A 14898-nucleotide genomic window follows, 5' to 3' on the forward strand; every position below is an offset into this window, starting at 1 on the left:
GCGGCGCTCCTCGAGCTGCGCGAAGAGCCCGTCCCGGAGGAGGACCGCGGGTTCTCCTCCGGCTAGAGGGCGCGGGCGTGCGGGAGCACCTCGGCGGCGATGAGGTCGAGGTGCTCGAGGTCGCTCATGTCCATGACCTGGAGGTAGAAGCGGCTGATGCCCCGCTCCGCGAAGGCGCCGAGCTGATCGACGATCTCGGCCGGCGTGCCGGCGAGGCCGTGCTCGCGCAGCTCGTCGACCTCGCGGCCGATCGCGGCGGCGCGGCGCGCGATCTCCGCCTCGTCCGAGCCCGCGCAGACGATGAACGCGACCGAGTAGACGAGGTCCTCGGGGTCGCGTCCGGCGTCCTCGCACGCGGCACGGACCCGGCCGATCTGTGGGACGACGACGTCCTTCTCGGGGAAGGACTGGTTGTACTCGTCCGCGAAGCGGGCGGCGAGACGAGGGGTCCGGCGGGGGCCGCCGCCACCGACGATGATCGGAAGCCGGGCCTGGGTGGGCTTGGGCAGGGCGGGGGAGTCGGTGAGCTGGTAGTGCTCCCCGGCGAAGGAGTACGTCTCGCCAACGGGGGTGGACCACATGCCGGTGACGAGCTCGAGCTGCTCCTCGAGGAGGCCGAACCGCTTGTCCGGGAACGGTACGCCGTAGGCGGTGTGCTCCTCGGCGAACCACCCGGCGCCGAGGCCGAGCTCGACGCGTCCGCCGGACATGGCATCGACCTGGGCCACCTGGACGGCGAGGACGCCGGGGTGGCGGAACGTCGCGGAGGTGACGAGCGTGCCGAGGCGGATCGTCGACGTCTCGCGGGCGAGCCCCGCGAGAGTGGTCCAGGCGTCCGTCGGCCCGGGGAGCGGGTCGCCCGCACCCATCCGGAGGAAATGGTCGGAGCGGAAGAAGGCGTCGAAGCCCAGCTGCTCGGCGCGCTGCGCCATGGCGAGCTGGTCGTCGTAGGAGGCCCCCTGCTGGGGCTCGGTGAAGATGCGCAGGTCCATGCCGCCAGCCTGCCAGCATCGCGGCGCCGGTGCCGACCGGGCGCCGGTGCCGAGCGGGCCGGCGCGGCGCCGGGGCACCGCGGGCGGGCAGCGCGCGGGCACGGGAAAGCCCGCGAGCTCCGGCCGTTCGGCCGGGTGCCGTGGTGGACGATCCACGGCCCTCGCGGGCTCCGGTGACTACCTGGATCTCGCCGCCGCCTGGGCGGTGGACCCGGTGGTCCGTCCGGTTGACGGCTAGCGGGTAGCCACCTCACGCGTCCCGTAAGAATTCACTTAAGGACCACCTCCTCTCCCGTGTGGACCAAGCCTAAGCACGCCCCCGCGGGGTTGTCACCCGATTAACCGCGCGAGTCTGGGGCGTCCACGAGGACGACGTCCGCCGCCGTCGCGGCCTGGTCGCACGCGGCCACGTGGTCGTTGACCACGCCGACCGCCTGCATCGTCGCGTAAGCCGTCGTCGGGCCGACGAAGCGGAAGCCGGCGGCGCGCAGGTCGGCCGCGAGGGCACGCGACGCGGGCGTCGTCGACGGCACCTCGGACGCGTCCGCCGGGGGGCGCTCGCGCGGGGGCGGGGCGTGCGCGGCGAGCAGCCCGGCGAGCGTCTGCCCATCGGCGTGCAGTGCGAGCAGCGCCCGCGCGTTGCCGATCGTGGCGACGATCTTCGACCGGTTGCGGATGATCCCGGGGTCGGTGAGGAGGCGCTCGACGTCGTCGTCGGTGAACGCGGCGACCGCGGCCGGGTCGAAGCCCGCGAAGGCGGCGCGGAACGCCTCACGCTTGCGAAGGACGACGAGCCACGAGAGCCCGGACTGGAACGCCTCGAGGCTGACCCGCTCGAACAGCGCGCGCTCGCCGTCCTCCCCGGGCGGGAGCGGGCGCCCCCACTCCTCGTCGTGGTACCGCTCGTACAGCGGGTCACCGTCACCGAAGCAGCGCATGACGGGGAGGCTATCCGCCGCCGGCCGCGCGCGTGCAGGGGCGACCTCGCCCTGTGGACGACGGCGGGTCCCGGCCGCCCCCCCGCGGCGGCGGGGACGCTCCACCCCTCCGTCGGCGGCGGCGCGGCCGCACCGCGCCCCGCGCTCGCCCGCAACGCGGCGCTCTCGGGCCGGTCAGCCGCTCGCGTCGGCGGTGGCCTGAGCCTCCGTCAGGGCCGCGGCGACCGGGACGGCACCGGTGAGCATGTCGCGCAGCACGGGCGTGAGCTCCCCGGCGTCGGGCCCGACGTGCGAGGCGAGGCGAGCGGGGACGGTCGCGCCGCGGACGGCCTCGACGAAGGGCGCGACGTCGACGTCCCTCGCGGCCCAGTAGTCGATGTACGCCTGCTGTGCGCGGACGGCGGCGGGGAAGGCCACGCCCTGGCCGGCGAGCGCCGCCTGACCGTCGGCCGAGCCGAGCCAGGCGAGCACCCGCAGCGTGGCGTCCATGCTGCTCGCGTCCGCGTTGACCGCCGCGGCGACGCCGTCGACGGCGCTGACGGCACCGCTGGGCCCGGCCACGGGGGGCGCGACCTCCCACCCGAACGTGGCGGCCTCGGCCACGCGTGCCAGGTCCGCCGAGGAGGACTGGAAGAGCGCGAGGCGGCCCTCGGCGAACAGCTCGCGGGTGAGGGTCGGGTCGGCGTTCGTCTGCTCCGCCGGCGGCGCGACGTGGTGGACGTTGACGAGGTCGACGAGGTACTGCGAGGCCTCCACCCCGGCGCTGGAGGCGAGCAGCGGGCGCCCCTCCTCGTCGGCACCGTTCTGTGCGAGGAACGGTCGGTAGACGGCAGGGGCGGCCTCGGCGTTGAAGCCGTACTGCACGGTCGCCGCCGGGTCGAAGTCCTCGTCCGCGGGGGTCCGACCCGCAGCGTCCCGGGTGAGCGCGGTGGCCGCGGGGAGCAGGGTGTCGACGGGGAGCGGCACCGGCGCGTCCGTCCCGCCGTCGCCCGGACCCGCGGCGTCGGCGTCGGCTCCGTCGGCGTCAGGCATGTCTGCGTCGGTGCCGGCGCCGTTCGGGCCCTCGGTCCCGGTGCGGCCGGGGGGCGCACCGGTGCTCGCGCCTTCACCTGCGCCGCCGGGCGTCGTCCCCTCCGTCGGGCCGGTGGCCGCGAGACTACGTGGCGGCGCCCACGTGAGCGCCGTCGGGTCGACGCCGGCGGCGGTCGCGAGGTCGGTGCGGACGAAGAGGGCGACGGACTCCCACAGCTGGGGAACCGCCCAGAGCTCGCCGTCGCGGGTGAAGAGGTCGGCGACGGCCGGCTCCCACTCGTCGTGGTCGCCGAGGACGTCCTCGATACTGCGGACGTCACCACGGTCGACGTGTCGCGCGAGGGTGGAGGCGTCGGTCCAGAAGATGTCCGCCATGTCCCCCGTGCGCAGGTCCGCGGCACCGCGCGAGAGGTACTCCGCCCGCGGCACGTGCTCCACCTCGACCACGATGTCCTGGTGCGTCGCGCTGAAGGCGTCGAACGACTCCTCGTAGGCGAGGAGCGCCCCCTCGTCCCACAGCCGGAACGTCACCGTCGTCACGCCCGCAGCGACGTCGTCGGGCGAGTCGCTCGCGACGGTGGAGCACGCGGTGAGCGCGAGCATGGCCACGGTGCCGGCCACGACCGACCGGCGTCGTGACCGTTGGAGCATCGCGGCTCTCCTCGTCAGGTGGGCGGGTACCCAGGCTATCCCTCACCCCACCCCGAAGCCGACGTCTCGCACCGACGACCGGGGCCGCCGACGTAAATCTATTCGGCGCCACACCAGCTGCGCGGCAAGTATTGACCTAACGGTGCCGGGACGGCACAGTGTGAGCCACGCCATCCGCGGGCACCGAGGCCCGCCTGAAGAAGGAACGGACCGCCTCATGAGCAGAGCGCACCGCCGACGAGGTCTCGCCGGCGCCACGGCCGGACTCCTCCTCCTCGCCACGATGACCCCCGCCGCCGCGGCGGTCGACGAGCCGTCGCAGCACGGCGTCGACATCGACGCCATCGTCTCCGGGATGACGCTCGAGGAGAAGGTTGGACAGATGTTCGTCCCGTACATGTACGGGTCGGCGATCGACGAGCAGGACAACCGCAACATCGGCCCCTCGGGCGTCCGGAGCATCGGCGAGATGATCGACGAGTTCCACCCCGGCGGCCTCATCTACTTCGGCTGGTCGAACAACCTCAACTCGCCCGGGCAGGTCGCCCAGCTCTCGAACGACATCCAGGAGCGGGCCACCGCGGGCGACGGCATCCCCATGACGCTGTCCATCGACCAGGAGGAGGGCGTCGTCGTCCGCCTGCCGCAGCCCTCGGCGCAGCTGCCCGGGGCCATGGCGCTCGGCGCCACGCGCAACCCGGAGCACGCGCGCGACGCGGCCCGCATCACCGCGGAGAAGCTCGCCGCCGTCGGCGTCAACCAGGACTACTCCCCGCTCGCGGACGTCAACTCCAACGCGGAGAACCCGGTCATCGGTGTGCGTGCGTTCGGCGGGGACACCGCACTCGTCTCCAGCCTCGTCGCCGCGCAGGTGCGCGGCTTCCAGGACGACGGCGGCATCTCGGCGTCCGTCAAGCACTTCCCCGGCCACGGGGACACCGCGGTCGACTCCCACTACGGCGTGCCGCTCATCGACAAGTCCGAGGAGGAGTTCCGCGCCGAGGACCTGCCGCCGTTCCAGGCGGCGATCGACGCCGGCACCGACTCGATCATGACGGCGCACATCGTCGTGCCGGCGCTCGACCCGTCGGGACGCCCCGCGACCTTCTCGCGGCCGATCCTCACCGACCTCCTGCGCGAGGAGATGGGCTTCGACGGCGTCATCGTCACCGACGCGCTCAACATGCAGGGCGCGCGTGACGAGTTCGGCGACGAGCGGGTGCCGGTGGAGGCGATCCTCGCCGGCGCCGACCAGATGCTCATGCCGCCGAACCTCCGCGTGGCCTACGACGGCGTCATGGACGCGGTCGAGTCCGGGGAGATCACCGAGGAGCGCATCGAGGAGTCGGTGCACCGGATCCTCGAGCAGAAGGCCAAGCGCGGCCTCCTCGAGGACGCCATGGTGGACCTCGACGCCGTCGACGACGTCATGGCGACCCCCGAGCACTACGCGACGTCCGCTGCGATCGCCGACGACAGCATCACCTTGCTCTCCAACGATGGAGTCCTTCCGCTCGCCGACGGCGCCGAGGTGTTCCTCACCGGCTGGGGCGGCGCGGCACGGCTGGACGCGATGGCCGCCGAGCTCACCGCGCACGGCGCGGACGTCACGACGCACCCCGCGGCGGAGCCGGGCTCGGGCGCCATCACGACGGCGGTCAACGCCTCGGCCGGCCACGACGCCGTCGTCGTCCTCACGCAGTCCGGGACCTTCGCGCCGACTGCTCCGCAACAGGCCCTCGTGGCCGCGCTCGCCGACGGTGACGTGCCGGTGGCCCAGGTGTCCGTGCGCAACCCGTACGACGTCGCGCACACCGCCGAGACCGACGCGGCGATCGCCGCGTACAGCTACGCCGACGTGTCGCTGCAGGCGACCGCGCGCGTGCTCATGGGCGAGGTCGACCCCGAGGGCCGGCTGCCCGTCATGGTGCCCACCGCCGACGGCAGCGGCGAGCTCTTCGCGCTCGGCCACGGTCTGCGCTACAGCACCCTCGTCACGCCTGATCCGGTCGTCTTCACCGACCGCTCCGGCACGGACGCGGACGTCTTCACCGTGCCCGCCACGGAGGGCGTCGTCTACCAGCGCGACGGCGAGACCGTCGCCGCGGGCGCCCACCCCGGCAGCGGCGAGGTCACCATCACCGCCGTCCCCGCCGAGGGGTACTCCTTCGCGTGGAACGTCGAGACCTCGTGGACCCACACCTTCGACCCCGAGGAGCGCACGCCCACGGTGCGCCTCGGCGTCGAGGTGCTCGTCGAGGACCAGCTCGAGTCCCTCGCGGGCAAGCGGGTCGGCCTCATCACGAACCCGACCGGCGTGGACAGCGAGCTCACGCACACGATGGACGTCCTCATCGCCAACCAGGAGGAGGGTGACTACGAGCTGACGGCGCTGTACGCGCCCGAGCACGGGATCCTCGGTGGTGCGCCGGCCGGGGCGAACGTGGAGAGCTACGTCGACCCGCGCACCGGCCTGACGGTGTGGTCGCTCTACGGCGCGACCCAGCGCCCGACGGCGGAGATGCTCTCCGACGTCGACGTGCTGCTCTTCGACATCCAGGACATCGGCGCCCGGTTCTACACCTACATCTGGACGATGTACTACGCGATCGACGCCGCCGGCGAGTACGGCAAGGACTTCATGATCCTCGACCGGCCGAACCCGCTCGGTGACCGCATGGACGGCGCGGTCCTCGACCCGGCGCTGTCCTCCTTCGTCGGGCTGCGCGAGATCCCCATGCAGCACGGCCTCACGGTGGGCGAGCTCGGGCTCTTCTTCAACGCCGAACTGGTGCCGAACCCGGTGGAGAACTTCTCCGTCGTCGAGATGGACGGGTACGACCCGGCCGACTTCGTCGACGGGTACGGCCTCGAGTGGGTGCTGCCCTCGCCGAACATCCCGACCCTGGAGACGGCGTGGGCCTACGCCGGCACGGGTCTCGTGGAGTCGATCAACGCGTCCGAGGGGCGTGGCACGACGAAGCCCTTCCTCTGGGTGGGCCACTCGGCGATCGACGAGGTGGAGGCGTACGACCTGGCGCAGGACCTCAACTCCCGCGGGCTCGAGGGCGTCCACTTCCGTCCGATGTTCGCCAACCCGACGACGAGCAAGGAGGCCGGCAGGCTCTCCGGCGGCGTGGAGATCCACGTCACCGACCCGGCCACCTACGTCCCCGCGCGCACCGGGCTGCACCTGCTCGACGCGCTCTTCGAGAACATCCCCGAGATCGACTGGCGCGAGGGAACGGTCTACCCGACCCAGCGGTGCGAGACGGAGACGGACATCTGCTGGATCGACCGCCTCAGCGGTGACCGGGACGTGCGCTTCCAGCTCGAGGCCGGCGTCGACCCCGACGAGATCGTCGCGGGCTGGCAGGACGGCCTCGACTCCTTCTCCGAGCGGGTGGCGCCGTACCGCCTCTACGCCCCGGCCAGCGCGGTCGAGTCTCGTGCGACGACGCCGACGCTGCGCCTCGGCGTCGAGGTGCTCCTCGAGGACCAGGCCGACGTCCTCGCGGGCAAGCGGGTCGGCCTCATCACGAACCCGACCGGCGTGGACAGCGAGCTCACGCACACGATGGACCTGCTCATCGCCGGTGAGGAGGAGGGCGACTACGAGCTGACGGCGCTGTACGCCCCGGAGCACGGCATCCTCGGCGGCGCGCCAGCAGGTGCGAGCGTCGAGAGCTACGTCGACCCGCGCACCGGCCTGACGGTGTGGTCGCTCTACGGCGCGACCCAGCGCCCGACGGCGGAGATGCTCTCCGACGTCGACGTGCTCGTCTTCGACATCCAGGACATCGGGGCACGCTTCTACACGTACATCTGGTCGATGTACTACGCCATGGACGCCGCGGCGGAGTTCGGCAAGGACTTCGTCGTCCTCGACCGGCCGAACCCGCTCGGTGACCGCATGGACGGGCCGGTCCTCGACCCGGCGCTGTCCTCCTTCGTCGGGCTGCGGGAGATCCCCATGCAGCACGGCCTGACGGCGGGCGAGCTCGCCGCGCTCTTCAACGGCGAGTTCCTCGACGAGCCGGTGGAGAACCTCTCCGTCGTCGAGATGGACGGGTACGACCCGGCCGACTTCGTCGAGGGCTACGGGCTCGAGTGGGTGCTGCCCTCGCCGAACATCCCGACCCTGGAGACGGCGTGGGCCTACGCCGGCACGGGTCTCATCGAGTCGCTCGACGCCTCGGAGGGCCGCGGGACGACCAAGCCGTTCCTGTGGACCGGTCACGGCGCCATCGACGAGGTCGAGGCGTACGCCCTGGCCGAGGACCTCAACTCGCGCGGTCTTGAGGGCGTCCACTTCCGCCCGATGTTCGCCAACCCGACGACGAGCAAGCAGGCCGGGGTGCTCTCCGGCGGCGTCGAGATCCACATCACCGACCCGGCGACCTACGTGCCGGTCCGGGTGGGGCTCCACCTCGTCGACGCGCTCCTCCACACCGAGGGCGTCGACTGGCGCGAGGGCACCATCTACCCGAACCAGCGCTGCGAGACGGAGTCGGACACGTGCTGGATCGACCGGCTCACCGGTGACAAGAGCGTGCGTATGCAGCTCGAGGCCGGTGTCGAGCCCGACGAGATCATCGCCGGCTGGGCCGACGAGCTCGCCGCGTTCGACGCCCTCGCGGAGCAGTACCGGCTCTACTCCGGCGAGGTGCCGACCGGTCCGGAGATCTCGGTCGAGGCGGGCACGCGGTGCGTCGTCGGCCGCGTCGTCGAGACCGTCCGGGTGACCAACGAGGCGGGCGTGCCGGTCGAGGTGGCCATCACCTCCCCGCACGGGACGCGGACGGTGACGATCGCGGAGGACCGCGCGACGTCCGTCGCCTTCAGTACCCGGACCGCCTCCGTGGACGTCGGTGAGGTGACCGCGGTCGCGAGCGCCGAGGGGGTCGAGCCGACCACGACGGTGACCGCGACGTACGACGCCCGCGCCTGCGGCTAGGACGAGCGCCAGGGAGGGGCCGGCACCGCACGGGTGCCGGCCCCTCGTGCGCCTGCCGCACCGCCGTCCCGGGCACGGGGCCCGCGGCGGGGCGCACGGCCCGGGTGCCGGCCCGGACGCCGTCGGAGAGAGGATCGAGTCATGACACCCGCACGAACCGCAGCCCACACCGCGCCGGCCTGGGCGCGCGTGCTGCCCGGCGCCGTGAGCACGTCCGAGACCGACCGCGCCCGCATGGCACCGGACGCCTCGCACTACCTCCTGCGCCCCCGCGCCGTCGCCACGCCCCGGGACCTCGCCGAGGTGGCGGCGCTCATGGCCGGCGTGAGCACCATGGCTGACCCGGTGCCGCTGACGTTCCGCTCGGGCGGCACGAGCCTGTCCGGGCAGGCAGTCACCGACGGCCTGCTCGTCGACGTCCGCCGGCACCAGGCAGGCGTCGAGGTCCTCGACGGCGGCGCCCGCGTGCGGTGCCAGCCCGGCGCCGTCCTCCGGCGCGTCAACGCCGCCCTAGCGCGCCACGGCCGCCGGCTCGGTCCCGACCCGGCGAGCGAGATCGCGTGCACGCTCGGTGGGGTCATCGCCAACAACTCCTCGGGGATGACGGCCGGCACGACGACGACCGCCTACCGCACGCTCGAGTCGATGGTCCTCGTCCTGCCCAGCGGGACCGTCGTCGACACCGCGGCGCCCGACGCCGACGCCCGGCTCCGCGAGCGCGAGCCGGAGCTCCACGCCGGGCTCCTGCGCCTGCGGGACACCGTGCGCTCCGACGCGCGGCTGCGCGCGGTCGTCGAGCACCAGTTCTCGATGAAGAACACGATGGGCTACGGGCTCAATGCCCTGCTCGACCACGACACCGCCGTCGAGATCCTCGCCCACCTCGTCGTCGGCTCCGAGGGGACGCTCGCCTACGTCGGCGAGGTGACGCTACGGACCGTGCCGGCCCTGCCGCACGCCGCGACGACCCTCCTCGTCCTCGACTCGATCGACCGCGCGACCGACGCCCTCCCGGCGCTCACCGCGGCCGGGGCCGTCGCGATCGAGCTCATGGACGCGTCCTCGCTGCGGGTGGCGCAGCGGGACGCCCGCGCCGACGCCTTCCTGCGCGGGCTGCGCGTCGAGGAGCACACGGCGCTGCTCGTCGAGCTCCAGCACGCCGACCCCGACGGCCTGGCGGCCCTGCGCGCCGACCTCGAGCCCGTGCTCGGCACGCTCGGCGTCAGCGCCGCCGCGCCCCTCACGTCCGACCCCGCCGCCCGCGCGGCGATGTGGCACGTGCGCAAGGGCCTGTACGCCACGGTCGCAGGGGCGCGGCCCACCGGGACGACGGCGCTCCTCGAGGACGTCGTCGTCCCCCCGGCCGCCCTCACCGGCACGGTGCGCCAGCTCCGTGCGCTCCTCGCCCGCTACGGCTACGACGACGCCGTCACCTTCGGCCACGCCCGCGACGCCAACCTCCACTTCATGATCAACCCGCGGCTCGACGAGCAGCGTGAGCTCGACGCCTACGCCGCCTTCACCGAGGACCTCGTCGACCTCGTCCTCGGCGCGGACGGCTCCCTCAAGGCGGAGCACGGCACGGGGCGGATCATGGCGCCGTTCGTCCGGCGGCAGTACGGCGACGAGCTCTACGCCGTCATGCGCGAGGTCAAGCGCCTGTGCGACCCGCGTGGCCTGCTCAACCCCGGCGTCCTCCTCACCGAGGACCCCCAGGCGCACCTGCGCCACGTCAAGGCCTACCCGGCCGTCCACCCCGAGCTCGACCGCTGCGTCGAGTGCGGCTACTGCGAGCCGGCCTGCCCGTCCCGGAACACGACGACGACGCCCCGCCAGCGCATCGTCCTCCTCCGCGAGATCGCCCGCGCCGAGCCGGCCCGCCGCCGTGAGCTCGAGCGGGACTACGACTACGCCTCCGTCCAGACGTGCGCCGCCGACTCGTTGTGCGCGGTCTCGTGCCCGGTCGACATCGACACCGGGGCCGTCATGAAGGGGTTCCGGGCGGAGGCCCGCGGCCCCGTCGTCCAGGCGCTCGGGGCGGGGGCCGCCACGGCGTGGGGGCCCGCGACGACGGCGCTGCGCGGGGCGCTCGGCGTCGCCGACGCCCTCCCCGGTGCAGCGGTGTCCGGGGCCTCCCGGGCGGCGCGCGCCGTCGTCGGGCAGAAGGGACGGGACTGGGTGCCGCAGGTGGGCGGCGACCTGCCCGGGCCTGGCCGGGCGCGGTCCGGCCTGCGGCGCACCACCGCGGGCGGGGCAGCGCAGCGTGGTCGGGAAGGTGCGGGATCGGCCGCCCGGGCGGCTCCCGGTACCGGCGCGCGCCCCGACGTGGCCGCGGACAGCGTCCCCCGCCCGGGGGCGGCCGACGTCGTGTTCTTCCCGGCGTGCATCGGGGCGCTGTTCGGGCCCGAGGGGACGAGCGGCGGTGTCAGCGAGGCGTTCGTGCGCCTGTGCGAGCGCGCCGGGCTGGCCGTCGCCGTCCCGGAGGGCATCGACGGCCTCTGCTGCGGCACGGTCTGGGAGTCCAAGGGACTCACCGACGGCGCGGCGACGATGGCGCGGCGCGTGGCGGCCGCGGTATGGGACCTCACGGACGGGGCGCGGCTGCCACTCGTGAGCGACGCCTCGAGCTGTACCCACGGCCTCACGAAGATCGGCGCCTCGCTCAGCGGCGAGGACGCCCGCCGGTGGGCGCGGCTGCGCGTCGTCGACGCCGTGACGTTCACGCGCGAGCGGCTGCTCCCGGCGCTCGACGTGCCCGCGGACCGCCGCCTCGACCGCCTCGTCGTCCACCCGACGTGCTCGGCCGTCCACCTCGGCGCCGTCGAGGACCTCGCACAGGTCGCGCAGGCCGCCGCCCAGACGGTCACCGTGCCCGTCGGGTGGGGATGCTGCGGGACCGCCGGCGACCGCGGGATGCTCCACCCCGAGCTGCCCGCCGGTGCGACCGAGCTCGAGGCCACCGAGGTCGCCGAGCTCGAGAGCGCGGGCGGCGCTTTCGACTCCTACGTCTCGTGCAACCGCACGTGCGAGATGGGGATGACGGCGGCGACCGGGCGGCCCTACCGGCACGTGCTCGAGGTGCTGGAGGAAGTCACGCGCTGAGGTGCTGCTCGCCGGGCCGGGGCCGGGGCCGGGTAGCGGGCGGGCCGGGCTGCGCCCGGTCTTCCATCCGCCGCTCGTTCCTCGCGGCTCCCGCCAGGCCCGCCACGACGCGGGCGCAGCCCGGCCCGCCCGCCCGGTCATCCATCCGCCGCTCGTTCCTCGCGGCTCCCGCCAGGCCCGCCACGACGCGGGCGCAGCCCGGCCCGCCCGCCCGGTCATCCGCCGTTCGTTCCTCTCCACCGGGCCCTGCGAAAGTCCGACCCATCCGGGTGGCCGTCGGCTCCGAACTTCCGGTGACAGATGAGGAACGACCACGGAGGAACCGATCATGAGCACCATCCGCCCCACCCGAGCCACCGCCTCGCTCGCCATCGCGCTGGCCCTCACCCTCGGCCTGTCCGCCTGCGGCAGCGACATGGAGGACGAGGCGACGCCGCAGAGCACGCAGTCGACGACCACGACGCCGGCACCCGAGATGACCGACCACTCCACGATGGACGGGGCGGCGAGCGCCGTCATGCCGATGGGCACCGGCGACCCCTTCGCCGACGCGCGCACCGCGGCGCAGCACATGCCCGAGACGGCGCTGACGCTCGCCTCCGGCTTCGTCACCGCGCTCGAGATCCCGGGCGAGGTCGACTCCGACGCTGCGGGCCTGCGCGCAGCCCTCACCTCCCTGCTCCAGGAGCATGTCTACCTCGCCGGCATCGCCGTCGCGACGGCGTACGTCGCCGGGCCGGACTCGGCCGAGTTCGAGGGCGCGGCCGCCACGCTCGACGTCAACTCCGTCGCCCTCTCCGAGGCCATCGGCTCGCTCGCCGGCGCGGAGAAGGGGGACGCGTTCCTCGCCCTGTGGCGCGAGCACGTCGGCTACTTCGTCGACTACGCCGTCGCCGCCCAGGCCGGGGACACCACCGCGCTCGAGGAGGCCACGGCCAACCTCGAGGGCTACACCCAGGACGCCGGCGCGTTCTTCGAGGACATCAGCGCCGGGGCCCTGCCCGCCGCGGACATCGCCATGTCGCTCCAGATGCACGTGACCACGCTCAGCGCCGCGATCGACGACCTCGCCGCCGGCAGCCCGGAGGCGTACGCCTCCCTCCAGGAGGCAGCCGCCCACGTCGGTGAGGGCGCGGCGACCATCGCCGCCGGTCTCGCGACCGCCACGGAGATGACGGGAGACCCGAACGACGAGGCCTCGACCCTGCGCGCCCAGCTGACCGCCGGGTTGCAGGAGCACGTCTACCTCGCCGGGATCGCCGTCTTCACCGCCTACACGACCGAGGGCGGTACGGAGTCGGAGGCCTTCACGGCCGCGGCGGGCGTCCTCGACGCCAACTCGGTCGCGCTCTCCGAGGCGGTCGGCTCCCTCGCCGGTGAGGAGCAGGGCGCGGCGTTCCTCGAGCTGTGGCGCGAGCACATCGGCTACTTCGTCGACTACGCGAATGCCATCGCGACGGGCGACGACGAGGCGGCCCAGGCGGCCCTCGTCGAGCTCGACGACTACCGCCCCACGGCGGGTGCGTTCTTCGAGGAGATCTCCGGCGGCGAGCTTCCCGCCGACGCGATCGCCGAGGGCCTGGCCATGCACGTGCAGACCCTGGCCGGCGCGATCGACTCCCTCGCCGCGGCCCTCGTCACCACGCGCTGACGGACCACTCCGGCGGGGCCGCGGATCCCCGGCCCCGCTGGACGGCTGTGGACAGCCCCGGTCGGACGCGGGTGCCCCGACCGAGGCCCGCGTCTGCGGGGCCGGCTCCCGCAGGGCACACTTGCGCGGTGACCTCGCCCGGGCGTGACTCCGCCGGTACGGCGCCCCGGACCGAGCGGGGCGCCCGCGCGACGACGCTGCTCGCCCGGGTCGCGGACGGGGACGAGGTCGCGTTCGCGGCGCTCTACGACGAGGCCGCACCGACCGTCTACGGGACGGCGCTGCGGGTCCTGCGGGACCGGGACCACGCCGCCGAGGTGACCCAGGAGGTCATGACCGAGGTGTGGCGGACCGCGGCCCGGTTCGACGCCGCCCGCGGGTCGGCCCTCGCGTGGATCTCCACGATGGGTCACCGCCGCGCGGTGGACCGGGTGCGGGCCGTGCAGTCCCAGCGCGACCGCGACGGCCTCGCCGCCCAGCGGTCCTACGAGCGTCCCTACGACGACGTCCAGGAGACGGTGGAGCGAACGGTGGAGCAGAGCAGGGTGCAGGAGTGCCTCGGCGGGCTGAGCGACCTCCAGCGCGACGCCGTCCTTCGGGCCTTCTACGGCGGCCGGAGCTACCGTGAGGTGGCGGCCGACACCGGCGCCGCCCTTCCGACCATCAAGTCCCGCATCCGTGACGGGCTCATCCGGCTCCGCGACTGCCTGGGGGTGGACTGACCGTGCGTGAGCAGGACGAGCGCGACCTCCTCGGCGCGTGGGCCCTCGACGCCCTCGACGGGCCCGAGCGCGACGCCGTCGAGCGGGCGATGGCGCGCGACCCCGAGCTCGCCGCTGAGGGCCGCGCGCTCCAGGAGGTGGCCGCCCTGCTGGCCGCCGACTCCGCCGCGCCCCCGCCGGGGGCGGTGCGGGCCCGCACGCTCGACGCGATCGCGCGGACCCCGCAGGAGCGGCCCGCACCCGGGGCCGCGGAGGGCGGGCCCGCTTCGGCGCCCGCCGGGAGCGGCGGGCCGTCCCGGGCACCCGCTCGCGACGCGGGGCCGGCCGCGACGACCGCCCAGGGACGCGGCTCTGCGAAGGGCGGCTCCGCCGACGTCGTCCCGCTCGGTGCCTACCGCGCGCGCCGGAGGGAGCGGTGGCTCGCCGCCGCGGCCGTCCTCGTGGCCGCAGCCGTCCCGAGCGTCCTCGCCATCGAGCAGGGCAGGCGGGCGGACGAGGCCGAGGAGCAGGTCGCGATCGTGGCGGAGGCGCTCGCCGAGCCGGGTGCGACGCTCGTGAGCGAGGACGTGGCCGGGGGCGGGCGGGCCGTCGCCGTCGTCGGTGCGGAGGCCGCCGTGTTCGCCGCGGACGGGCTCGGCGAGCTCGCCGCCGACGAGGTCTACCAGCTGTGGGTCATCGACGACGGCGGCCCCGAGTCCGCGGGCGTCCTCGTCGTCGCCGACGGGCGGGTCAGCGCCGAGGTCGAGGACCTTCCGGCCGGGGCCGTGCTCGCCATGACGGTCGAGCCCGCCGGCGGGTCGACCCAGCCGACGAGCGACCCGGTCGTCGCGATCTCGGCCGGCGGCTGAGCGGC

The 14898-nt window shown here is 74.3% G+C and carries 8 protein-coding genes; 5 read left to right on the forward strand and 3 right to left on the reverse strand.

Annotated elements, in window-relative coordinates; all coding sequences use genetic code 11:
• Window positions 1–62: 62 nt before the first annotated feature.
• From V2J63_RS03095 to V2J63_RS03105, 3 genes are all read right to left on the reverse strand, one after another.
• Window positions 63–992, reverse strand: a complete 930-nt coding sequence (locus V2J63_RS03095; protein ID WP_331229504.1) for an LLM class F420-dependent oxidoreductase — start codon at window positions 990–992, stop codon at window positions 63–65.
• 338 nt (window positions 993–1330) lie between these two features.
• Entirely contained in the window at window positions 1331–1930 is a 600-nt protein-coding gene (locus V2J63_RS03100) for a DNA-3-methyladenine glycosylase I (protein ID WP_331229505.1), read from the reverse strand.
• A 174-nt stretch (window positions 1931–2104) separates the two neighbouring features.
• Complete coding sequence (locus tag V2J63_RS03105) at window positions 2105–3613, reverse strand: ABC transporter substrate-binding protein (protein WP_331229506.1); 1509 nt, start codon at window positions 3611–3613, stop codon at window positions 2105–2107.
• Between the two features lie 217 nt (window positions 3614–3830).
• On the opposite strand from V2J63_RS03105, the gene V2J63_RS03110 reads away from it, so the two are divergent.
• The 5 genes from V2J63_RS03110 to V2J63_RS03130 all read left to right on the forward strand — a co-directional run bounded on the left by V2J63_RS03110 (window position 3831) and on the right by V2J63_RS03130 (window position 14893).
• Window positions 3831–8570 (forward strand): exo-beta-N-acetylmuramidase NamZ domain-containing protein, encoded by a 4740-nt coding sequence (locus V2J63_RS03110; protein WP_331229507.1) that lies wholly within the window; start codon window positions 3831–3833, stop codon window positions 8568–8570.
• A gap of 141 nt (window positions 8571–8711) precedes the next feature.
• Window positions 8712–11672 (forward strand): FAD-binding and (Fe-S)-binding domain-containing protein, encoded by a 2961-nt coding sequence (locus V2J63_RS03115; RefSeq protein ID WP_331229508.1) that lies wholly within the window; start codon window positions 8712–8714, stop codon window positions 11670–11672.
• Between the two features lie 328 nt (window positions 11673–12000).
• Complete coding sequence (locus tag V2J63_RS03120; RefSeq protein WP_331229509.1) at window positions 12001–13323, forward strand: hypothetical protein; 1323 nt, start codon at window positions 12001–12003, stop codon at window positions 13321–13323.
• A gap of 128 nt (window positions 13324–13451) precedes the next feature.
• A complete protein-coding gene (gene sigK, locus V2J63_RS03125) occupies window positions 13452–14045 on the forward strand; it encodes an ECF RNA polymerase sigma factor SigK (protein ID WP_331229510.1) in 594 nt (197 codons plus the stop codon).
• A 2-nt stretch (window positions 14046–14047) separates the two neighbouring features.
• Window positions 14048–14893: an anti-sigma factor gene (locus tag V2J63_RS03130; protein WP_331229511.1), complete on the forward strand. Its 846-nt coding sequence runs from the start codon at window positions 14048–14050 to the stop codon at window positions 14891–14893.
• Window positions 14894–14898 lie beyond the last annotated feature (5 nt).

It is taken from the genome of Georgenia wangjunii (assembly GCF_036421975.1).
Taxonomy (GTDB): Bacteria; Actinomycetota; Actinomycetes; order Actinomycetales; family Actinomycetaceae; genus Georgenia_A; species Georgenia_A wangjunii.

Excerpts from the sequence above, each read along its gene's own strand:
- V2J63_RS03110 (WP_331229507.1), top strand. The coding sequence starts at position 3,831 with ATGAGCAGAGCGCACCGCCGACGAGGTCTCGCCGGCGCCACGGCCGGA.
- V2J63_RS03115 (WP_331229508.1), top strand. The coding sequence starts at position 8,712 with ATGACACCCGCACGAACCGCAGCCCACACCGCGCCGGCCTGGGCGCGC.
- V2J63_RS03100 (WP_331229505.1), bottom strand. The coding sequence starts at position 1,930 with ATGCGCTGCTTCGGTGACGGTGACCCGCTGTACGAGCGGTACCACGAC.
- V2J63_RS03095 (WP_331229504.1), bottom strand. The coding sequence starts at position 992 with ATGGACCTGCGCATCTTCACCGAGCCCCAGCAGGGGGCCTCCTACGAC.
- V2J63_RS03120 (WP_331229509.1), top strand. The coding sequence starts at position 12,001 with ATGAGCACCATCCGCCCCACCCGAGCCACCGCCTCGCTCGCCATCGCG.
- V2J63_RS03105 (WP_331229506.1), bottom strand. The coding sequence starts at position 3,613 with ATGCTCCAACGGTCACGACGCCGGTCGGTCGTGGCCGGCACCGTGGCC.